This window comes from Pseudanabaena sp. FACHB-2040 (genome assembly GCF_014696715.1).
GTDB lineage: Bacteria > Cyanobacteriota > Cyanobacteriia > Phormidesmidales > Phormidesmidaceae > JACVSF01.
This window is the reverse complement of record NZ_JACJQO010000001.1, coordinates 62,707-84,782: the sequence shown is the minus strand read 5'-3', so window position 1 is coordinate 84,782 and position 22,076 is coordinate 62,707. Positions and strand designations below refer to the sequence as shown.

General features: G+C 55.7%; 13 protein-coding genes. 4 read left to right on the top strand and 9 right to left on the bottom strand.

Translation table 11 applies throughout. From position 1 onward, the window contains the following. Positions 1-15 precede the first annotated feature (15 nt). From nagA to H6G13_RS00315, 6 genes are all read right to left on the bottom strand, one after another. Positions 16-1,203, bottom strand: coding sequence for an N-acetylglucosamine-6-phosphate deacetylase (nagA, locus tag H6G13_RS00340; RefSeq protein ID WP_190480997.1), 1,188 nt, complete (start codon positions 1,201-1,203; stop codon positions 16-18). Between the two features lie 64 nt (positions 1,204-1,267). Further along, entirely contained in the window at positions 1,268-2,059 is a 792-nt protein-coding gene (gene nagB, locus H6G13_RS00335) for a glucosamine-6-phosphate deaminase (RefSeq protein WP_190480995.1), read from the bottom strand. 164 nt (positions 2,060-2,223) lie between these two features. Continuing rightward, positions 2,224-2,919, bottom strand: a complete 696-nt coding sequence (locus tag H6G13_RS00330; RefSeq protein WP_190480993.1) for a hypothetical protein — start codon at positions 2,917-2,919, stop codon at positions 2,224-2,226. Between the two features lie 237 nt (positions 2,920-3,156). Beyond that, on the bottom strand, positions 3,157-5,004 hold the full coding sequence (gene ptsG / locus H6G13_RS00325; RefSeq protein ID WP_190480991.1) for a glucose-specific PTS transporter subunit IIBC: 1,848 nt from the start codon (positions 5,002-5,004) through the stop codon (positions 3,157-3,159). Between the two features lie 228 nt (positions 5,005-5,232). Continuing rightward, complete coding sequence (gene ptsP, locus H6G13_RS00320; RefSeq protein WP_190480989.1) at positions 5,233-7,797, bottom strand: phosphoenolpyruvate--protein phosphotransferase; 2,565 nt, start codon at positions 7,795-7,797, stop codon at positions 5,233-5,235. Between the two features lie 616 nt (positions 7,798-8,413). Further along, on the bottom strand, positions 8,414-12,697 hold the full coding sequence (locus H6G13_RS00315; RefSeq protein ID WP_190480987.1) for a PAS domain S-box protein: 4,284 nt from the start codon (positions 12,695-12,697) through the stop codon (positions 8,414-8,416). A 226-nt stretch (positions 12,698-12,923) separates the two neighbouring features. On the opposite strand from H6G13_RS00315, the gene H6G13_RS00310 reads away from it, so the two are divergent. From H6G13_RS00310 to H6G13_RS00295, 4 genes are all read left to right on the top strand, one after another. Further along, positions 12,924-13,661, top strand: a complete 738-nt coding sequence (locus H6G13_RS00310; protein ID WP_190480985.1) for a hypothetical protein — start codon at positions 12,924-12,926, stop codon at positions 13,659-13,661. 196 nt (positions 13,662-13,857) lie between these two features. Continuing rightward, positions 13,858-14,592, top strand: coding sequence for an ABC-2 family transporter protein (locus tag H6G13_RS00305; RefSeq protein ID WP_190481433.1), 735 nt, complete (start codon positions 13,858-13,860; stop codon positions 14,590-14,592). Continuing rightward, entirely contained in the window at positions 14,592-15,374 is a 783-nt protein-coding gene (locus H6G13_RS00300) for an ABC transporter permease (protein ID WP_190480982.1), read from the top strand. The genes H6G13_RS00305 and H6G13_RS00300 overlap by 1 nt, the downstream gene beginning before the upstream one ends. A 240-nt stretch (positions 15,375-15,614) precedes the next feature. Continuing rightward, on the top strand, positions 15,615-15,755 hold the full coding sequence (locus H6G13_RS00295) for a hypothetical protein (RefSeq protein WP_199305648.1): 141 nt from the start codon (positions 15,615-15,617) through the stop codon (positions 15,753-15,755). A 443-nt stretch (positions 15,756-16,198) separates the two neighbouring features. Here H6G13_RS00295 and H6G13_RS00290 read toward each other — a convergent pair whose 3' ends face one another. The 3 genes from H6G13_RS00290 to H6G13_RS00280 form a co-directional block, all read right to left on the bottom strand. After that, positions 16,199-16,693 (bottom strand): hypothetical protein, encoded by a 495-nt coding sequence (locus H6G13_RS00290; RefSeq protein WP_190480978.1) that lies wholly within the window; start codon positions 16,691-16,693, stop codon positions 16,199-16,201. 352 nt (positions 16,694-17,045) lie between these two features. Further along, positions 17,046-19,157 (bottom strand): hypothetical protein, encoded by a 2,112-nt coding sequence (locus H6G13_RS00285; protein WP_190480976.1) that lies wholly within the window; start codon positions 19,155-19,157, stop codon positions 17,046-17,048. A 213-nt stretch (positions 19,158-19,370) separates the two neighbouring features. Then, on the bottom strand, positions 19,371-21,956 hold the full coding sequence (locus H6G13_RS00280; RefSeq protein WP_190480974.1) for a carbamoyltransferase HypF: 2,586 nt from the start codon (positions 21,954-21,956) through the stop codon (positions 19,371-19,373). Positions 21,957-22,076: the final 120 nt, after the last annotated feature.

Sequence of the window (22,076 nt, the reverse complement as noted above, 5' to 3'; positions counted from 1 at the left end):
CCGCTGATTCTGTCGCTACAGCGTATTTACGGGCATTGCTTTACCAGCAGCAGCTAAATGGGGGGAAAAGGCATGAAGGTGGCCCTGATCCATCACTCCCATGACAGCAAACTCAGTGTTGAACAGGACTAAGTTGGCCCGGTAGCTGGGGGCTAGTAGACCCAGCCGATCGTCACAGCCGATGGCGCGGGCAGGGTTGAGAGTGGCCATGCGCAGGGCTTCTCCCAAAGAAATGCCGACATGGCGAACACAGTTAGCTACCGCTTCGATCATCGTTAGGGCTGAGCCGCCTAGGGTGCCTTCGGCCGAGACGCATTTGCCGTTTTGGTAAAATACCTCTTGCCCGCCGATAGTGAAAGACTCCATTTGTGTGCCGACAGGGGGCGTGGCGTCGGTCACCAAAACCAGCTTGTCTCGCAAGATTTTTTGAGCCAGGCGCACCGAGGCAAAGTGGACGTGGTGCCCGTCGACAATGATACCGGCATAGACGTTGCCCCGGCTAAAGGTGGCCCCAACCATGCCAGGTTCGCGGCCCTGCCAGGGCGACATGGCGTTAAACAGGTGGGTCACCATTTGAACACCGGCATCAAAGCCCGCCATCGCTTCTTCGAAGGTGGCATCGGTATGGCCTGCAGATACCAAAATACCCGCTGCTGTGAGCTGACGAATCTGCTCTAAGGGCGTTTGCTCAGGGGCCAGGGTGACGAGCTTGACAACGTCGGGGCCAGCTTTTGCGATCGCACTCACCATTTCAGCCTCAGGCTGCCTCACATAGCGACCATCGTGAATGCCCTTGCGCTTGGGGTTGAGATAGGGTCCCTCTAGATGCAGGCCTAAAACGCTGTCGGCGTGGCTCTGACGGTAGGTTTGCACCACCTCAATAGCGGTTTGCATCGCCTCATCTGAGGTGGTGATCAGCGTTGGCAAAAAGCTGGTGGTGCCGCTCTTGAGGTTGGTGCGGTGCATCACATCCAGGGTTTCTGCCGCAATGGCATCATTAAACATAACGCCGCCGCAGCCATTGAGCTGCAGGTCAATAAAGCCAGGAGCAACCCCATAGCCCTGGCAGTCCAACGTTTGAAAGTCTTGACCCAAACGTTCCTCGGGCACAATATCAAGGATTTTGCTTCCCTCCACAATCAGGGCATGACCTTTCAGTTCACGGTTGCCCGTGTAGAGCAGACAGTGGGTGAGCGCGTACATAGGGTTATGGGAATTGGCTAATGAAAGTCTAGTCAGAGGATGTAAGTCGCTCATAAATGGCGGCCTACTCAAGTGTGTTTAGCGAGTCTTGCCACTCCTTGAAGTAGCGAACGGTTTTCACCTTCAACTCCATTGTGGCGTCTTCATCGCAGACTATCAGGGCGCAGGGGTGGAGCTGTAGGGCCGAAACTGTCCACATATGGTTAACCCCAGCTTCAATGGCATGGGCCACGGCTAGGGCCTTGCGATAGCCTTTGACAAGCACCATCACCTCAGCAGCATCCATGATCGTACCGACTCCCACAGTGAGAGCCATTACAGGGACGTGATCGATACTGTTGCCAAAGAAGCGAGCATTGGCGAGGCGGGTGCTGTAGGTGAGGCGTTGAAGCCGAGTGCGCGACTTTAGAGAAGATCCAGGTTCGTTAAAGGCGATGTGCCCATCTTCTCCCACGCCACCAATAAACAAATTAATGCCGCCAAAGCTCTTAATAGCGGCTTCGTAGGCGGCGCACTCGGTCTTTAGATCAGGAGCATTGCCGTCGAGAATGTGAATCTGATGGCGCGGAATATCGATGTGGTCAAAAAAATGTTTGAACATGTAGGCGTGGTAGCTCTGGGGGTGGTTGTCTGGCAACCCTACATATTCATCCATATTGAAGGTCACTACGTGCCTGAAGCTCAGTTCTCCCTGCTGGTGAAACTCCACCAGCTTGCGGTACAGGCCCAGCGGTGTGCCGCCCGTCGGCAATCCCAAGACAAAGGGCCGATCTGTGGTGGGAGCAAACTCAAGGATTTGCTGTTTTACGTATGCTGCTGCCCAAGTGCCAACCTCGTTGTCAATGATGAGGCGCATGAAGATCGTTCACCGACAAAGGACTTTTGCAGTTTAGGAGAAATTCGGATGGGTTTAGGTTAACGCTGAAGCTTAAAGTTAGGTGCAATGGTCATGCCTAGCTCAAAGACAAAGACCGCTGCACCCTAATCCTCTAATTTCTGTCAGCCGACTTGTGCAATGAGCTACTGGGCACACTGGGCGGCTGGTAGCTGAGTCACATTGCTGCCAATTTGGTTGGGGCCTGTTCGAGCGATCCAGCGGGGAGTGCCTTCAAAAGTAACCTGCACCCATTCGCGGGCAAAGTTAGGCGCTCCTGCTGCAGTCGCTACGACGTTAGGAGGACTGGTTGTGGCAAATAGCACTTGTCCAACGCTGGTCGTACCCACCAAGGGGGCATTAACAGCGGGTTCTGTGCGGACAGAGAGCGCTACCTCCATTCGATAACAGGCTCGTTGGGTTGTTACAGGAGGAGTGGGAGTGGCGGTGGCACAACCGGCTAGAAAGGCGGCATTAACCCAGCCCACTAAATCTAGATCGGGTCGATGAACCTGGGCCCGTCCAGGGGCTATTACCCCAGTCAAAAAGACCTCTGAATTGTCTGTTAAGGTGCCTACCCGGCTGGTATCCGGACCTAATGCAGATGTTGAGAAGACTTCAACAGCGCGATTGGCTTGGCGGCACTGCCCAATCAGCTGCACGTTCTCGCTGATTTCAGTATTGGTCTGGCTTAGCAGCAGCGGCTCAGCGGCTGTCGTTTGATTAGGCAGTGGGTTAGGGGTCACTGCCGCTCTAGCAGGGTGAAGTCCTGCAGCTCCTGCTAGGGCGGCAGTTAGCCCAGCCGCCACAAGCCCTTTCCACGTGGAATTAAAGTTAGTCATAGGGTTTCCTAAATACTCGACGACGTTGGCTGGGCTGATCCAGCCCTTGTGCTTTGAGTAAAGGACCTAAGGAGCTAGCCAAAATTTGTAGCCCAGCATGCACTTCTCACCCTATGTAGGCAGCCCTCTCCTTTCCTCACCCCTGGGGCGGAAAATGCCCTAAATTCATCCAAATCTGCTGCATTTAAGCTGCACACCTCTTTAAGAAGCGTGCAGCTTATTCGTTCTACCTGAGCTTTAAACGCGGGGATGCATTCGCTTGGCAATTTCGCCTGCGTACTGTTCAGAGCTCAGGCCCACCACTAGGTGGAAGACCTGATCGTGCAGGCGCATGATGCCCTGAACGCCCGCAGCAACCAACTCCTGGTCATTGACAATACCAGGATCAGAAACCTCCACGCGGATGCGGGTGAGCGCCACCGAATCCACGGTTCGGATGTTATCGGCACCTCCTAGGGCTGCAACCATGCGCTCGGCTTTTTCTGCTGCGTGGGGATCTCGCTCTACCTTCACAGGTTCAGCAGTAGACAGCTTTTCCTGAGGCATGGGTGTCTCGACCACATCGGCTTCGGGACCAGCGGTTTTGAGGTATTCGCTCATGTCGGTCTTCAGGTTTTCTGAGCGGGGGCCGAAAATGGCCTGGGCATTGTTGCCCACCTGCAGCACACCCGAAGCGCCTAGGGCTTTGAGTCGAGCCATGTTGACCTTGCCCATATCTTTGACGCCGACCCGCAGTCGGGTAATACAGGCATCGAGGGTGTTGATATTGCTGCGTCCGCCGAAGGCCAGCACCAGCTCTTTAGACATGGCAGCGGCATCTTGAGGCAAGTTGCTCGCTACGTTTTCACCGGTTACCTGCTCTTCTTCGCGGCCAGGGGTATTGAGATTGAGGGACTTAATTGCAAAGCGGAAGACGAAGTAATAGAGGGCAGCAAACAGTGGACCAAAGGCCAGAATCAGCCAGACGCGGGTGCCCAGGTTGTAGAACAGGAAAAAGTCAATAAACCCGTGGGAGAAGGTAAAGCCCATCCGCCCGCCAAGGGTGACAAACAGAAAGTCGGCAAATCCGGCTAGCACCGCGTGCAGCAGAAAGAGAACCGGAGCGACAAAGACAAAGGAGAACTCAATCGGCTCAGTAATGCCCGTCAGGAAAGAGGTTAGGGCAGCGGAAATCATGATGCCGCCTACCTGCTTGCGGTTCTGAGGTTTGGCGGTGTGCCAAATTGCGATCGCAGCTGCTGGCAACCCAAACATCTTGAACCAGTAGGCCCCGCCTAGAATGCCTGCCGTTGGGTCTCCGGCAAAGAAGCGGGTAATGTCGCCTGCCACCTCCCGGCCCGTAATCGGGTCTGTAAAAGAACCAATCTCAAAGAAGAAGGGCACGTTCCAAATATGGTGCAGCCCGAAGGGAATCAGCAGCCGCTCCACAAAACCATAGAGCGCCACTGTGACCGGCACGTTGCTTCCTTCTGCAGCCGCTTGGGCAAAGTTGTTGATCGCAGCCCCAATCGGCGGCCAGATCAGGCTCATGATCAGGCCCACCACAATCGCGGTGATACCCGTGATGATCGGGACAAACCGCTTTCCGGCGAAGAAGCCCAAGTACTGAGGCAGCTTAATTCGGTAGAACTTGTTGAACAGGTAGGCGGCCACACAGCCCATGATCAAACCGCCAAAGACCCCCGTATTGAGGGTCTCAATCCCCAAAATCGGCTCAGTCTCTAGGCCGTTCGCTGTTGCCACAGTGCCCAGCGTTGCCAGAAATACAAAAAAGCCCACCGTCGCCGCCAGGGCCGAAACCCCGTCATTGGCAGTAAAGCCGATTGCCACTGCGATCGCAAATAACAGCGGCAAACTGCCAAAAATAGCATCGCCCGAAGCCCGCATAATGCCAGCCAGCCACTCCGGCAGCCACCAGAACTTGGCGCTTTGCAGCACGCCTTCCTCAATTTGCTGCAGCTCAATCAAACGGGCGCTGCCCAGCCCGAGGAGAATGCCTGCGATAGGCAGCACTGAAACTGGCAGCATGAGGGCTTTACCCATCTGCTGCAGCAGGCCGAAGGCTCTATTCCATAGGTTTTTCATGATTCGCTGAAGGGATGAAAGGGTGAAGAGAGGTGGGGAAGGGAAGGATTGGGGAGGTGGGGAGGATTGGGGAGGTGGGGAAGAGGAAGATGACGCGGAGAGGGGGAGACGCGGGGACGCGGGGCGACACTCTCGTTCCTAGGCGGAGCCTAATACCAGAAGATATGTTTAATGCTTACCTTCTGTTCTCCGCGTCCCCGCGTCCCCGTGTCCCCGCGTCTTCCCTATCTAACCCTCCGCCCAAGGCACTAGCGATCGCACTTCTGCCGCTGTGCCCATATCCAGCGCTCTGGCAGCTAGATCACGGCAGTGGGCGAGACTCAGGCGACGAATCTGCGACTTGATGCCGGGAATGCTGGCGACGCTGACGCTGAGTTCTTTGATGCCGAGGCCGATTAGGAGGGGAATGGCTTGGGGGTCGCTGCCGAGGCCGCCGCAGATGCCGACCCATTTGCCGTGGCGGTCAGCGCCTTTGACGGTGTAGTCGATCAGACGCAGGACGGCGGGGTGGAGACCGTCGATTTGGGGCGCTAGTTTGGGGTGGCCTCGATCCATCGCCAGGGTGTATTGGGTTAGGTCGTTGGTGCCGATGGAGAAGAAATCGACTTCCTGGGCTAGCTGTTCGGCCATAACGGCTGCGGAGGGCACTTCGATCATGATGCCGATTTCGATCGGGGGCACGCCTAGCCGCTGGCGTTCTTCTTCCAGCATGGCCTTAGCCATTCGGATCTCTTCGAGGCGGCCAATCATGGGGAACATGATCCGTAGGTGTCCGGCACTGGCGGCTCTCAGGGCGGCGCGGAACTGGGTGCGCTGGAGTTCTGGCTGGTCAAAGCCGAGGCGAATGCCGCGCTCGCCGAGGAAGGGGTTTTCTTCGTGGGGCATGGCTAGGTAAGGCAGAGGCTTGTCACCGCCCACATCCAGCGTGCGGAGGATCATGGGGCGGTCGGGGCCGAGTACCTCTAGCATGCTGCGGTAGATGCCGGTTTGCTCGTCTTCGCTAGGGGCTTTGGGCCGATCGAGGAAAACAAACTCGGTGCGCAGCAGGCCAACGCCTTCGGCTCCTAGGGCCACGCTTTCTTCTGCGTCTTTGAGGCTGCCGATATTGGCGGCGACTTCAATTTGGTGGCCATCTTGGGTAATGGCGGGTTCGAAGGCGGTCTGCAGATCGGCTTCGCGCAGAGCTTTTTGGCGGGCAATGCGGCCTCGGATGCGCTCGATTTCTTCTGCTTGGGCATTCAGCCGCAGGGTACCCTGGGTGCCGTCGAGAATGACGGGGGTGCCATCGGGCAGGTCGAGGACACGGGCCTCGGCCCCTGCGATCGCAGGGATGCCCATCGACCGCGCCAAAATTGCTACGTGGGAGGTCGCTCCGCCGGTCAGGGTGCAGAAGCCGACTACGCGCTCTCGATCCAGGCTGGCCATGTCGGAGGGGGTCAAGTCTTCGGCTAGCAGAATGGTGTCGTGGGGGTACTTGAGGTGGGTGGTTTCTACCCCAGTGAGAATTCGTAGCACCCGCTGGCCTACGTCGCGCACGTCGTTAGCCCGCTGGGCCAGCAGTTCATTGCCTAGCTGCGCTAGCTGATCGGCTTGGGCGGTGTAGGTCTGCTGCCAGGCAAAGGCGGCACTCTTGCCCTTGTGAATGCAGCGAGTGGCTGTGTCTAAAATTTCGGGGTCGTCTAGAATCTCCTGGTGGGCGGCGAAGATGGCGGCTTTGCTGGGGTCGCCCTGAGAGTGGACGTTGGCACGAATGGATTCGATTTCGAGGGCGGCTTTTGCGATCGCATCCTCCAGCCTCCTTCGCTCCTGCTCCGGTGTACCCCCTGTTTCGGCTACCTGAATCTGCTGCTGCCGCAGCCGCACCGTGTTGCCTACCGCTAGACCCGTAGAGGCGGCATTGCCCAAAATCAGGTTCGGGTCTTCGGATCGGGGCTGAGGGGCGGGTGCTTTGAGGTCAGACTGGGCCATGCTGGCCGGGGCCGAAACGGCAACCGACCCTTCCTCGCCCAAGCCAGAGCGAACGGCCTCTGTCAACTCTGAAATAGCTGCCTGAGCATCAGGGCCAACTGCGGCTAGAGTGACGGTGTCGCCATTGCCCACCTGCAGGCCCATCAGGGCGACTACGCTCTTGGCATTAGCCCGGTTTTCGCCCCGCTGCAGCCAGATCTTTGACTGATATTGCTTGGCCATATTGACCAGCACCGCTGCCGGACGGGCGTGCAGCCCAGAGGGATTGGGTACGGTGATCGGCTCAGAGGTCACCTGTTCGCCAAAGCCTGCTTCAGGAACAGCTGCGCCCTCACTACCCAGGGTTAGCTCCAGAAAAATGTCGCTGCCAGCGTGAACGCCGCCCGACTGGTAGGCAAAGCTGGCAATGCGATCGCTATTGGTCACCACTACTTGAGTCAGCAGGCTCTTGGCGTGGAGCGCAATGTAGTCGGCATCAAACTCAATCAGCACATCGCCCATCTGCACCCGATCGCCTAGCTTGACCTTGGGCGTAAATCCCTGGCCGCGCAGCTCCACGGTTTCTAGGCCAATGTGCATCAAGATTTCTATCCCTTCTGCCGTCTTGAGGGTAATGGCGTGGTGCGAGGGATGGAGCTGAATGATCTCTCCAGCATAGGGGGCCAGCAGCGTTTGGCTGAGGGGGTCAATGGAGATGCCGTCGCCCACCATCTTTTGGGCAAAGACGGGGTCGGGCACTTGCTCCAGCGGCACCAGTTGACCAGAGAGCGGCGCGACCAGACGCAGGTTGAGAGCGGTTTTTTGAGAGCTGATTTGGGCCGTCATTTCAATGTCCTGATTCTCAAAAGTGAATTGGGTAAAAAAGATTCATAGCGGGTTTCGACGCCCTTGCGAGTCTAAAAATTTTGTGAGTCAATCGCCTTGATGAGAGACTCAATCTTATTTAGCACGATGATTTTGGTTGGTTTCGGTCAGGCTTGAGCGGTTGCTCTATTGTTGATGACACAATTAAAAGCTCTATTGGAAAATTCAAACGCTAGAAAATTCAAAGGCACGGAACTAAAAAAGCTGACTAGAGGATAGATCTAGAAAGATTGCAGCTCTAACGGTCGGCCAACAATGTACCGTAGTTGGCAGCCCAAAGTTAACTGGCCAAAGGAGAAGATTCAACGGCTGAACCTCAGCTTTAATTAGCGCTCTTTAGCTGCTGAAATCGCCTCTAAATCTCACTTTAACGACTAATGCCGATATAAGAAAGCTGACTGCCCTAAGAAAAGGTAAATCGATAATTTTTGTAAATTGTGTCAAGCAAAAACCGTTACTTGAACAAAGAAAATTAGTCGAATTTTGGCCGTAAAACCAACGTTCTCATCCCAAAGAAATAGGGCTTAAGACGTACTTTCTTTTAGTGAAAAAAGTAGGAAGTCAAACATTAAGAAATCTATCTTTTAATCAGCTGCAAAACTGCTTTGATCAACTCGTCTGGATCGACCGGTTTAGACAAATGGTGCTGAAACCCGGCAGCCAAGACTCGCTGTTGGTAGGCGGCCCCAGCATAGGCAGTTAAAGCAACGGCTGGAGTGCTCTGCCTCGTGGCTGGCAACGATTTGCCCTGCATAGCAACGGCTGCACTGGCTTCGATCTGGCGCACAGTTTGGATGACCTGATAGCCGTCCATGTAAGGCATGCCGATATCGCAAATCAAGAGATCGGGTGGAGATTGCTGAAACTGATGAAGCGCTTCTTCCCCAGAACTGGCCTGGGTAACGGTGGCTCCTGCCTGCTCCAGCACAAACAGGTTGCAGGCACGAGTGTCGTCATCATCATCGACTATCAAGATCTGAATGCCCTGGAGCGGTAGGGGCTCTAGACTGCCAGGGGAGAGCGCTTCTGGCGTGGGTAGGGAAGCTGCTTGGGGCACCAGCGGCAGCTGCACGGTAAAGGTCGCACCCAAGCCTTCACCAGGGCTGTCGGCTGTAATTAGGCCGCCATGCATTTCACTGAGGTAGCGTGCGATCGCAAGTCCCAGCCCCAGCCCGCCAAACTGGCGAGTCGTGGCCCCATCCTCCTGGCGGAAGTGCTCAAAAACGTGGGGCAAAAAGGCGGGACTAATGCCCTTACCCGTGTCGGTGACGATAATTTGAGCAAATGCCTCCTGCCTTTCACCGTCTGCTTCTGTCGCCTGACCTGTGCCCAATGCCAGCTTCACCTCCACTCGCCCACCATTGGGCGTAAACTTAACCGCATTTGACAGCAAGTTCCAGATCACCTGCTGCAGGCGACCGGCATCGCCCAGTACTGGCCCTACCTGTGGATCAAAGTCGGTGTGAATAGAAATTGCTTTGGCCTCGGCAGCCAGACGGACGGTTTCAATCGAGGCCAAGAGGGTGGACTGGAGATCTACTGGGGCCATCTCCAGATTCAGCTTGCCGCGCAAAATGCGGGAAACATCGAGCAGGTCGTCTACTAGCTGTACCTGTAGTTTGACGTTGCGTTCGATGGTTTCTAGGGCATATTGCTGGCGGGCAGGTTCGAGGGTGCCCCGCAGCAGCATTTTGACCCAGCCCAAAACCGGGTTGAGGGGCGATCTCAGCTCGTGAGACAGCACCGCTAGAAACTCGTCCTTGATACGATTGGCCCGCTCAGCATTGGCTCTGGCAATCTGTTCCTGCTGCAGCAACCGCAGGCGCTGCTCCTCCACAGCTTTCTTTTCATGAATGTCTACCGCAGCGCCAAACCACCGAATTACTTGGCCCTGGCTGTCTTTAAAGGGCACAGCCCGCACCAGGTGCCAGCGGTAGACCCCGTCGGCTCGCCGCAGCCGATACTCCAGTTCGTAGAGTTTGGCCTCATGGGTCGCCTTGAGCCACTGCCGCAGAACATTGTCGCGATCGTCTGGGTGGACGGTTTCCTGCCAGCTAAGCGCCAGCAGCTGCTCCTGGGTTAGGCCGATGTAGTCACACATTTGCTGGTTGACGTACTCGTTGCGGCCTGTTGCATCGGCAGTCCAGACCAGTTGGGGAATGGCCTCGGTTAAGAAGCGGTACTGCTCCTCACTCTGGCGCAGTGCGACCTCTGCCTGCTTGCGTTCTGTAATATCTTCTGCAATGCCAGCAATCCGGTGACTGCTGCCGTCGGCCTCCTGGATTGGAAAAGTCCGGTTGCGCACCCACCGCACCGAGCCATCGGCGTGAACCACCTGAAATTCCAGACTGTGCTGCTGACTCAGATCCGCTAGCAACCCTGCCCCTAGCGGTTCTTGATCAGGGGAATAGACGGCCTCTAGCCACTCTTTGGGGTTGTCGTAGATCTGTTCGCGGGGGTGTCCCCAGATTTGCTCATACCCAGGGCTAATATAGAGCAGCTGATAGGTGGGCTGAGTTTCGGCCACCCAAAACACGTCTTCTAGAGTCTCGGTCATGCGGCGAAATAGTTCTTCGCTGTAGCGCAACGCTTCCTCGGCCTGCTTGCGTTCGGTGATGTCCATATTGACGCCGACGACGCGCAACGGATGACCCTGGTTGTCTCTAAAGATGCGGGCGCGGGCGGCGATCCAGCGCAAGCTGCCATCAGGCCGCAAAATGCGAAAGCTGGTGTCGAAGTCTGTTCCTGCTGTAATTGTGCGCTGAGCGGCCTGATCGGCGGCCTCTCGGTCATCAGGGTAGAGGATCTGCAGCCAGTCTTCGTAGCAGCCCCCAAAGCTGCCCGGTGTGAAGCCGTAGAGCCGCTCCATTTCTTCGCTCCACCACACGTTGCCAGTTTGCAGGCTCCATTCGTAGGTGCCGATGCCGCCGACGAGATGGGCCAGACGAAACAGCTCTTGGTGGCTGCGCTGGGTCAGTTCGGCCTGCTTCTGCTGAGTAACGTCGTTGACTAGCGCTACAAAGCCTTCTACTTCATTGTGGTCATTGAAGCGGGGAATGTAGCTGGCCTGAACGAAGCGGCCGTCTGTGCCTGAGTAGGGCAGCGACTGCTCAAAGGAGACAGCTTGCCCCGAAAGCACCTGCTCCACATAGGGGTGAATGATCTCATAGGCAGCATCGCCTAAGACTTCCCAGAGCGTTTTGCCATAAATCTCTGCCCTAGGCTTGCCGAACCAGATCTCGTAGCTACGGTTGTGGAAGCGGTAGCGCTGGTCGGCATCAACGTAGGAAATTAGGACAGGCACGGCATCGGTGATCAGGCGCAGTTCTTCTTCCCGGTGCCGCAGCGCTTCTTCGGCCTGTTTGCGCTCATGAATATCGGTGGTGGTGCCAATCCACTTGATGATTTGACCCGCTTCGTCTTTAAGTGGCACTGCCCGACTGATAAACCAGCGGTAAACGCCATCATGGCGGCGCATACGAAATTCTACTTCGCAGGATCCGCCTCGGGCTTGGGCATCTGCCCAGGCCGCCTGTAGGTGGGGCAGATCTTCAGGGTGGTTGATCAAGGTGGGATCCTGACTGATCTGCTCTAGGGTGTAGCCAATGTAGTCCAGCAAGCGGGCATTGCCGAAGTCAATGCGGGCCTCGGCGTTGCAGGACCAGATAAAGTCAGGCACCACGTCGCTGAGGGTGCGGTAGAGGTTGGCATTAGCCCGCAGCACTTCTTCGACCTGCTTGCGATCGCTCACGTCTAGCGTCACCCCTACCATGCGCAAAGGGTGACCCCAGTCGTTGTAGAAGCAGCGGCCCCGCGCGGTAAGCCAGTGCTGGCTGCCATCGGGCCAGCGGGTGCGGTATTCGATGTCGTAATCAGTGCGGGTTGCGATCGCAACTCGCACCGACTCTTCTACCCGTTCCCGATCCTCTGGGTGAATGAGCGCTAGCACCTGCTGTTGAGAAAGTTCGGTGTCGAGGGGCTGTCCTAGGTTGGCCCTGAACTGAGCTGACGACTGCAGCTCAAAAGTGCGCAGATCGAGCTGCCAGGCCCCGAGCCTACCTGTCTCTAGCACCAGCGACAGGTACTGTTCGCCCTCTCGCACCGAGTCGGCCACCTGCTTTTGCTCAGTGATATCGGTGACTAAGTTGAGAATGCGGGTGCAGCGGCCCTGCTCATCTTCTAAAAAACTGATCCCATTTTGAATCCAGACAGGAGTGCGATCGCAGCGGCGCAGCCGAAACTCACTGCGCGATCGCACCCCCTGCAACCGCTCTGCAAACCGCTGCTTGGCCTCCTGCTGATCTTCCTCAAAGACAAAGTCAAAGGCCGACTGGCCGACTAGATCCTCCGCTGCACAGCCCAAGATTTCTCCCATGCGAGGATTGGCGTAAAGCGTGATGCCCTCGGGGTCAATCACCCAAATGCCTTCGTTAGCCGTCTCGACGATCTGGCGATACTGCTGTTCACTTTCCTGTAGCTGCAGCAGAGCTGCCTGCATCCGCTGCTCGGCTACCTTTAAATTGCCGTTTAGCGTACCGATCGGCAGCGCCACCAGCAAAAACACCCCCAGCCGAATCCAGCCATAGATGCCGCCTGGAGAAGGCTGGTACAGCGGGTAGATGAGGAAATGATTAATCACTCCAGCCGACAGCAGTGCTGCCAAGATACCTGGCCCCAGTCCACCGGCCCAGGCGCTGACGGCCACAGCCACATAGAACATGGCAAACAGCTGAAACGCTAGGGCCTGCTGTAGATATAAGGTCAGTACCAGCGCCAGCGCTACGGCTAATAGGGCTACCCCATAACTCAGCAGCCAAGGAAAGCTACATCTGAACCAAGACCTGGGATAGATCAATCGCATTCCGCTCACGTTAGGGGGAAGGGATTTAAGCTTCAGTCGCCTACCTTAAGGGAGAAAGGTGCTGCTATAAACCTACCGCAGGACTTAAATGCGACCGAGCCGAGCCTGTTTCAGCAGTTTGACGGATACCCCCATTAGAATAGATCTAGATAGATCAGACCTTTGAGGGAACTCAAACGCTAGTAAGTTGTCTTTTCTTCTACGCCCTGTCGCCTCTGGAGGCACCATGTCTTGGCTTTCTAGAGTCAGCCATTTTTGGCCCAGCCGCTGCAACCCTGCGGGCCTGCTGCCGACCTCTTGGCGTTGGGCCATGTTCTTGAGCTTGGGCACTGTTGTGCTGGTACCGGTTCCTGGCGCAGCTCAGACTGCACCAGAGCCTTCGGGGCTCGATCGCACTTATCAGTTCTTGGCTACATTTCCTGCTGCCGGTCAAGCTGATTCGCCCTTCTGGGACAGCATCGATCAGAACTCGATGCAGACCGATGAAATGATCTCACCTATCGAGATGTCCACGCCTAGTCTCTGGTACAACCGAGACCAGCTGCCAAACCGATTGGGGGGTCGTCGTCTGATCAGCTCGTGGATAGCCTATCAGACCGATGAGCACAGCCTGCCGGTTGTGGATATCGTGGTCAATGCTCAGTACTGGAGCGTGCTTAACTACTTTGAGCAGTACGGGGTGATCAACACTTTGGGCCAGTCGGCCAAAGACTTTGGCTACAATTTGCGGCTTTACCGAGGCTCTCTCTATAGCCGCGAGCTGATTGGGCTGCACGTATGCGACTTTACTCCCGTCGAACTGACCGAAGACACTTTGCCCCTAAGAGATCGAGCCGCTGACTTACCCTGTAGAGCCAGTCTAGATATGCTGGGTATCCGAGGCTTTCAGGGCAACGGTAGCGGCAACCCGTTCCTAGACAATTTTCAGAACGGTAACGGCAACGGCAACGACAGCTCGTTCTAGGGCAACTGAGGCGGGTGGTGAGTAAAGCGGCTAGGGTTGGCCTGTCCGGTTTACGCTAGGGATAAGATGCGATCGCACTTCGCAACTTCCCATTGCGGCTAAACCCTCAACTCAATCCTTAGCAGTGACTAAACCCCTCTCAATCGCCAAAAGCCTGCGGATCTCGCGGGTATTGCTCTCGGTTTACTACGCCTACATGGTGGAATACCGGGCAGAACTGGTGCTGTGGGTGCTCTCAGGCACCTTGCCGCTGATTTTAATGGGAGTCTGGGCTCAGGCCGCCGAGAGCGGTGAGTTTGGGCTAGATCCGATCGAATTTATTCGCTATTTTTTAGCCGTTTTTATCGTCCGCCAGCTAACCGTTGTTTGGGTCGTGTGGGAATTTGAGCGGGAGGTACTAGAAGGTAAGCTCTCTCCCTATTTGCTGCAGCCCATCGACCCAGTTTGGCGGCACCTCTTTAGCCATGTTGCCGAGCGCTTTGCCCGCCTGCCCTTTGCCTTTCTGCTGATTGGCCTGTTTCTAGTGCTCTATCCAGAAGCGGCCTGGCGACCTGCCCCTGGCAATTTTCTGCTGGCGCTGGTAGCTATGATCTTCTCCTTCTGCCTGCGCTTCATCATGCAGTACACTTTCGCGCTGCTCGCCTTCTGGACCGAGCGAGCCAGCGCTATTGAGCAGTTCTGGTTTTTGATCTACACCTTTTTGTCCGGCATGATTGCCCCCCTAGAGCTGTTTCCAGAGGCGGTGCGAAACGTGGTGCTGTGGACGCCCTTTCCTTACCTAATTTATTTCCCAGCCAGCCTGTTAATTGAGCGCCCGGTTAATGTGGCCCAGGGCTTTGCGGCAATGGTTCTCTGGTTTGCCCTGTTTTTGGGGCTAAATCGCTGGCTGTGGCGGCAGGGCCTCAAACAATATTCAGGAATGGGGGCCTAATGGATCGCTATTTCAGGGTACTAAAGCTTTTCTGGGGCACTTCTGTGCAGGCTGAGTTGGAGTACCGGCTCAACTTTTTGGTTGCCGCTCTGAGCAGCCTGGGCAGCTTAGCAGGCAGCATCTTTAGCCTGTTTCTGTTTTATCGCACGGGCTATCAGTTTCAGGGCTGGTCTTGGTATGAGGCGCTGATGGTGCTGGGGGTCTTCACCTGGCTGCAGGGCGTTTCTGCCACCTTTTTGGTGCCCAACCTCAACAAAATCGTCATTCAGGTGCAGGAAGGAACGCTGGACTTTGTGCTGCTCAAGCCGATTAGCTCCCAGTTCTGGCTTTCGACCCGCACCGTATCGCCTTGGGGCCTGCCCGATTTGGCCTTTGGCCTGCTGATCATGCTCTACTCCGGAACCGAGTTGGGGCTCAGCCCTACAAGCTACCTGCTGGGCATTCCTCCCCTGATCTTTGGAGCGGTAGTGCTCTACAGCCTGTGGTTCATACTGGGCGCAACCAGCATTTGGTTCGTCAAAATCTATAACGTCACCGAGGTTTTGCGGGGTCTGCTAGAGGCTGGCCGATATCCGATTGTGGCCTATCCGGCAATCTACCGAATTTTCTTCACGTTCATTATTCCAGTGGCCTTTCTCACGACTGTACCGGCTCAGACCATGCTCGATCGCAGCAGCGGTCCGTGGCTACTAGGAGCAGCCTTGCTCGCTGGTGCCCTGTTTCAGTTCTCCCGCTGGTTTTGGAGTTTTGCTCTGAGGTTCTACACCAGCGCCTCCAGCTAACAAAAACCAAGAATTTGTGACTCACATCACTTATTGTAGGACCGCTCATCACCTACTATTTTTGAGGAAGTCACACGCTCAATCCGCATTTATCACAGGAAGCCAAATCCATAAATCACCTGGAGTCTACGGGAGATCTCGGATACTGAATCTATCAGCCCTCTCCCTCGTACAAGCAAAATGTCTGCCCCTGTTGTTATCCCTCAAAAACATCTCGAACAGCTTATTTCTCAAATCTGTATGACTCGCAAAATCACTCGGCAAGACCAGCATCTTTTGATGCGGTTAGGCAGCCAAGCGGGTCTAAATGAACAGCAAACCAATTCGCTCAATTTTCTCTACGAACGGCTACACAGCGGCTGTATTCGAGTGGTTGATTAGACCAATTTTCAAGGTTTCTCGACAGGCTGAGGTGCTGCCTCAGCCGCTACCATCGCCTGGCAATTTGCCAGAAGCTTCTTTTTGCTGAAAACTTTTGAGGCACTATTTTCTCATTTAACCCTTATCTCTCCTAGCCCAAACTGATTACAGACAGTATTCCACTGAGAGAAATCAGAACACGAACGACAGCACTAGGGTCTCTAATTGAAGGGTATGCTAACAGCTCAAACGCAACTCCGAATCAAAAGATGGCTGTTAATCCTATAAAGGCACGTTGAGTGGAAATGCGGGGAGACTGTGGAGGCCGGTTTTCCATAATTCGTCTCAAAAAGTAGGGACGTTGCCTAAGCAACATCCCTACTTTTCACATTTGCTATATGCAATCTCTATTTGAGATCAAGGGGTCAGATACCCTTTAAGAGGCCCTTTTCCCAATTGGATGCTTAGCCTTGAGCCGTACTCTGACGCAGCATGACTTGATGAGCCTGCTGAACCTCATCTTCGTTGCCCTTGACGACTACTCGGAAGTTGCGAGGCACATTCGGATTACCCTTGATCTGCTCCTCACGGGGCGCGTTGGCTCTGAGGCCTTTACCGCTAGCCCAGCCCACCACAGCTCCTACCAGAGTGAAAAGGTAGATAGAAATCGGGCTGATGTCGGAGTAGTCAGTTGCTCCTGAGAAGGGAAGCAGAACCAGGAAGACAAAGAGAATACCGACAATGCCGCCATAGGCAGCGCCGATCAGCAGGCCAGCTTGGCCGCCAGTCGTGGTCCCTAGTGCGTAAATCTGGTTTAAGGGGCTGATTTGATCATCAATTTCAACTTTTTGAGGGGCCACTCCGGCAGCTTGAATAGCTTCCTTGAGCTGCACTGCGCCTCGGTGATTGTTAAAAACACCAATCACTTCACCGGGTTCTCTGTACTGTCCTCGGGTCATAATTTAATCTCCTGTCTAAAATAATTTAAGCGGGCACAACAAGCAGACAAAAATACTTTGCCTGAAGCTGGTTGCTATTATTCAAAAACTCTCCAGAGTCCCGCCATTTCAGTGCGAACGAGTCCACAAAGCAAACGAGTCTACTAAAAGATCAAGAGCTGGCGCTAAAAAAATATAGAGCTAACTCTTAGTTCTTCGCTTCTATCTTGTCGGTTTAAGCGAGGGTTTTGATCTGCAGAGAGGTAGATATTACTGCCGTGACAAGAGACCGTTTGGCATACCAAACTCTAGCTACAGCTTTGGTCGCAACTTTGGTCAAAAAGCTGCCAAGTTGACCAAATTACAAGGCAGATTAGGCCCAGTCGTCGAGCAGAATGCGGCGCAGGATTTCGGTTACTTCTGCGGCTAGGCGTGCGTCTAGCAGAGTCGCCTCGCGGTCGTTGTCTCCTAGGCGCTTGGCGGCTAGCAGGGTTAAGCCAAAGCTCCGCAAAGGGGCTACGCCGTTGGCCTCAATGGCTTGGGGTCGGGCATCAAAAAACTGGACAAAGGCAGAGTAAACCAGCTCGGTGCGGCGGCGCTGGCTGCTGTAGCCAAAGCCCATTTTAGAAATGATCACCGGCGACTGCATCACCGGGCGTAGGCCCAGCCGTTCAATGGCGGCGTCTACATAGCGGGCTGAGTCGCGGCCTAGGGCTCGGACAACGCTCTCTAGGCTTTTCCACTGGGCGCGGGGTAGTTGGGCGCTGGCTAGGAGATGGGGGTGCCAGCCCAGCATGGTCATGAGCCGGGTCATGTCATAGGTGGAAAGGGCATTGGGGCCGCCATGACGCACGCCTGAGGCTGCTAACAGCACCTGTTGGCGCTGTTGATCCCAGAGGACGGGTCGGCCAATGAAGGGGCCTTCTCCGTAGTTGCCTCGAAATACCAGTTGGGTGTTGCCGGTAATGCTCCGCAGCCACTTCTCCAAGGTTTGGGGCGTGGTGAAAAGCTTGAACATGGCCGCCAGCGCATTGGAGCTGCTGATGTCGTATTCGTAGTTGACCATGTCTACTGCCAGGTCGTGAATGCTAAATTCGGTGCTGCGGCCGCCTGAGCGAATGACCAGCTGGTCTATATCGGCCTGAATGGCCTTGCTGTGAACTTGGGAGATCAGGTGGAGCAGCGGTAGGACTTTGGTAGCGCTCCAGAGTTCTCCGTTGGCTAGGGCACTGCGGCCTAGCCAGGTAGTGGTTAGCTGCTGGTTGACGAACTGGCCTAGGCAGAGACAGGCTTGCTGAATGTCGGCATGGAGAAACTTCAGCCGGGCCTCTTCAATGCTAGGTAAAACGCCTCTATCGGGGTAGGGCTGAGGGACAGGGCAAAAGGTGGGGCGGGTAGGGCTAGCAGATGGGGTAGCCGCGTGGGCGGCTAGGGGGGTGAACAAGTGGGCGGCTCGCCTCAAAGCTGATCTGGGGTAGGGGCGGGGGCTGCTGGTTTTGGTGGTAGGGGTCTGTACTGTTTTAGGTGCAGACGGTTTTAGCCGTAGGTAGCCAGGATATTCTTCTACCAGCTTTTCAAAGGGGGATTTTTGAATGCCGCGATCTAGGAAGGCTAGGTGGGCAGCATCAAAGCCCGCTTCTTGCTTGAGATACTCTCGGAAGATGCGATCGCGATTTTTGGCGACCCGCAAAGAGAAATCTACGACATCAACGGTTTGCAGCCGTTTGGCCAAACTGGCATCAAGGGTGTAGGTTTGGCCGCTGGGTAGCTGCAGTACCTGACAAAACTCTAGCAGGGCAGTTTGAGTATCGAGGGAAAAACGGCCATCGGGCTTGCGATCGCGCGGGTAAAGCCGCACCTGCTGCAGCTGAGTCTGGATGTCACGCACTAGATAGGCATTGCCCCGCAGCCGCCAAAACGGAATAGCAGCCGATTGATCTAGCGTGTCTAACCTGGCGTACCAAGTAACATATTGAGGAGGTACAACAGCAAAGCCCAGCCCCTGACACAGCAGGGCAGCAGCGGTGGCCCAGTCCAACGGGGCCTGAGGCTGCAGGCGACGCACGTTGGGATAGCTGACGACTAAGCCTGACAAAGTAGCCGCTGCCAAAGCCGCCCGCAAGTCTGCTGGAACCTCATCACCATCCTCAAAATAGATATCCAAAACTGGCTCTGGCACCAGCGGTTTTAGATACCTCAATCGGTCAATTAAAAGGGCAATGCCCTCGGCCCGTGTGAGCATTGCGGTTTCAACCGCTGGGGCAGGGTCATCATCGCTGAGCATAGTCAACGCCGAGTGCTGGCCCCACTCCAGTACCCTTAATAGCTCATCTCTAGCTACAGGCGCATCAAGCCCATGCTGGCTGGCCCAGTCGCGAGAGACGATGTTGTTTTCGACCAGAGTCAGGATTGCTGCTGCGGCCCAATGGTCAGATTCGACAGACGCTAAGGCAGTGTTTGAAGACGCGGGAAGGTCGTCAGGCATTCCTGGATTTTGAAAAATGGCTCATATACCGGCAATCGCTATTGTTTTTCAAACCTCCCTGAGATTACAGCCTCGTAAAACACAATTTGCTAAAGATTCCTTCCATAGGAGTTTTTAAAAGGAGTCTAAACCGGTTGACCCTAGTTTCTAGGCACTCCTTAATAAACTCTTCCCTACCCTCCTCACCTCCCCCATCCTCTTTCCCCTCTACCCCTACAGTGCAGAGGCCAAATGCCGAGCTGCTGCAATAACTGCTTGCCCCAGGGACACCCCCCCATTGTTAGGGGGGACTTTGCTGTGGGTGAGGACAGTCAAACCGAGGTCTCCGAGGCGTTGTTTGACTTCTAGCGCCAGGATCTGATTTTGGAAGACGCCGCCAGTTAGGGCGACTAGGGTGAACGGGTGTTCGTCTTGAAGGGTGCGGGTGAGGGCTGCGATCGCAGCCGCTAGCCCAACATGAAATCGAGCTGAGATGACTGCCGCATCGACGTTTTGCATGAGGTCGGCCAGCAGTGACAGCCACATAGAGCGCGGCTCTAATATCCACAGCCTGTCTTCGGAGCGGGCGACGGCTTCGAAGGGGTAGGGGACGACAGCTCGATAAAGGTGGTCAGATTCAATAAGGGCTTCTAGCTCTACAGCTCCCTGGCCTTCGTAGGCTGCCCCTTCTCGGCAAAGACCCACAGCGGCAGCGACCGCATCAAACAGTCGCCCGGCTGAAGAGGCGAGAGGCGAGTACACAACCTCTAGATCTTGATTCATCATCATCTCTGGCGGCACTTGAGGCTGGCCTGAGAGGAATTTAATCAGCTCCAAATCTCCACAGGCAGCCAGCAGTTCGGCCCAGTCAAAGGCGCTCTTGAGATGAGCATAGGTGCTGCGCCAGGGCTGGTAGATGGCCTGCTCACCGCCAAACAGAGCTACAGGCTTAAAGGTTGCCAGCCGCCGGTAGCCTCGGTAGTCTGCTAGCAGAAACTCGCCTCCCCAGAGCGTGCCATCGTCGCCAAAGCCTAGGCCGTCGAGGGCAATTCCTAAGACAGGCGGTGTCTTTAGAGGCAGGCCGTTTTCTGCCATGCAGGCGGCGATGTGGGCATGGTGGTGCTGGATAGAGTGAATTCGCAGCGCCCCGCCAGCGCCCTCGCGGGAGCGCTGGCTGAGGGATAGGCCCAGCTGAGTTGAGCGGTAGTTGGGCTGCTGATCTACGGCAACAATCTCGGGCCGATCGGCAAAAATTTGGTCAAACGAGTCAAGCGTTTGCTGATAGGTCTGGTAGGACTTGCTGTTCTTGAGGTCGCTGATGGGCTGAGAAAGCAGGGCTTGGCCGTCCTGCACTCGGCAGAGGGTGTTGTTTTGGTCATCGCCTAGGGCCAACAGGGGGGGAGCCTGTTCAAATCCCTCTGGCAGGTTAATGGGGCAGAGCGCGTAGCCCCGACCCCGCTGCAGTACCTGTATCTGACCTTCGCTCACCTGCACTACAGAGTCGGGGGCCGGATTAACGATGTCTAAGTTGTGCAGCAAAACGTAGTCGATCAGAGGGGCTAGCTGCGCTTTGGCTGCCTCGGAGCTGAGGTCGAGGGGAAGGTCGGCTAAGCCATCTGAAGTCAGTACGATGGGCCGATCGAGGCGCTGCAGCATCAGGTGGTGCAGGGGGGTGTAGGGCAGCATGAACCCAAGGCGGCGTTGGCCGGGGGCAACGGAGGGTGCAATGGGCTTTAAAGCTCTGCTCTGAGGGGTTTGGGCGCTATTGGGTGGATTGTCTGAAGCGGCCTCTGATGTTGACGGCAGCCCTGTGCTTTCGGCTTCCCAAGAGCTAGGAATTTGATCGGCAAAATCGCCTCGGTGAAAGCTCAAAAACTCAGCTTCTAGCCAAAAACCGGGAAGCTGGCCCACCTTTGACGGCAATAAGACAACCGGAGCCACCGGACTCTCTAGCAGCGCTTTTTCTTCTGGGCTGACTTGGCAGTAACGTTCGACCATCGGCAAGTTCCGCGCCATCAGGGTCAGGGGCCTGCCAGAACTCTGCTGGCGCAGTCTGCGAACAGTGACTTCGTTGGTGGCATCGCAGGCTAGCTGCACGCCGCTCAGCCCTTTAATCGCCACAATATCTCCCTGGAGCAGCAGGGTGCAAACCGCATCTAGGTCATCTAAAGAGGAGAGGTTGGCAGTATCAACTGGGCTCCCATCTGGGCGCGCTAGCCGGACGTGAGGGCCGCAGCGGGGACAGGCAGCAGATAGCGATTGAAAGCGACGGTCATTGGCATCTTGGGTCTCTTGCTGGCAGGCAGCGCACAAAGGAAATGCTGCCAGACTCGTTTGAGTACGCACGGCGGGAGGCGCTGGCAGAATGCTCAGGCGAGGGCCGCAGCTGGTACAGCTGGTGAAGGGGTAGCGATAGTAGCGGCTGTGAGGATCGAAGATCTCGCGCTGGCAGTCGAGGCAGGTTGCTGCATCGGGCGGCATCAGAGTCTGAATCGGGCTGGGCTGGCTGGAAATAATGTTGAAATCTGAGAACGTCAGGTTGCCTTCGTAGGGTGTGCGGGTGATGGCCTGGATGGCGGTTGAAAAGGAGGGGTGCGATCGCAAGTCGGTTACCAGCCTATCGATGGCCTGCGGCTTTCCCAGCACAACGATATAAACGCTGGTGCTATCGCTGCACACTTCCCCCCTCAGGCCCCCCTGTTTGGCCAGTCGGTAGACAATTCGCCCAAACTCTACTCCGTAGATGGTTCCCTCAACTCGAATTTGCTCGGCCTTAAGGCTGTGTGCTTCGTGTTGAGAGGTAAATGGAGAAATACTCATGTATGAATCGACAGGGAACCCGCACTGCAAAGGGAGTTGGTCAGGAATTGCGCCAGAAGAGGGGGCATGTAGTCACCGAGTTTAGATCCAAGTCTAAACCGAAGCCTGGTTAGACTTTTT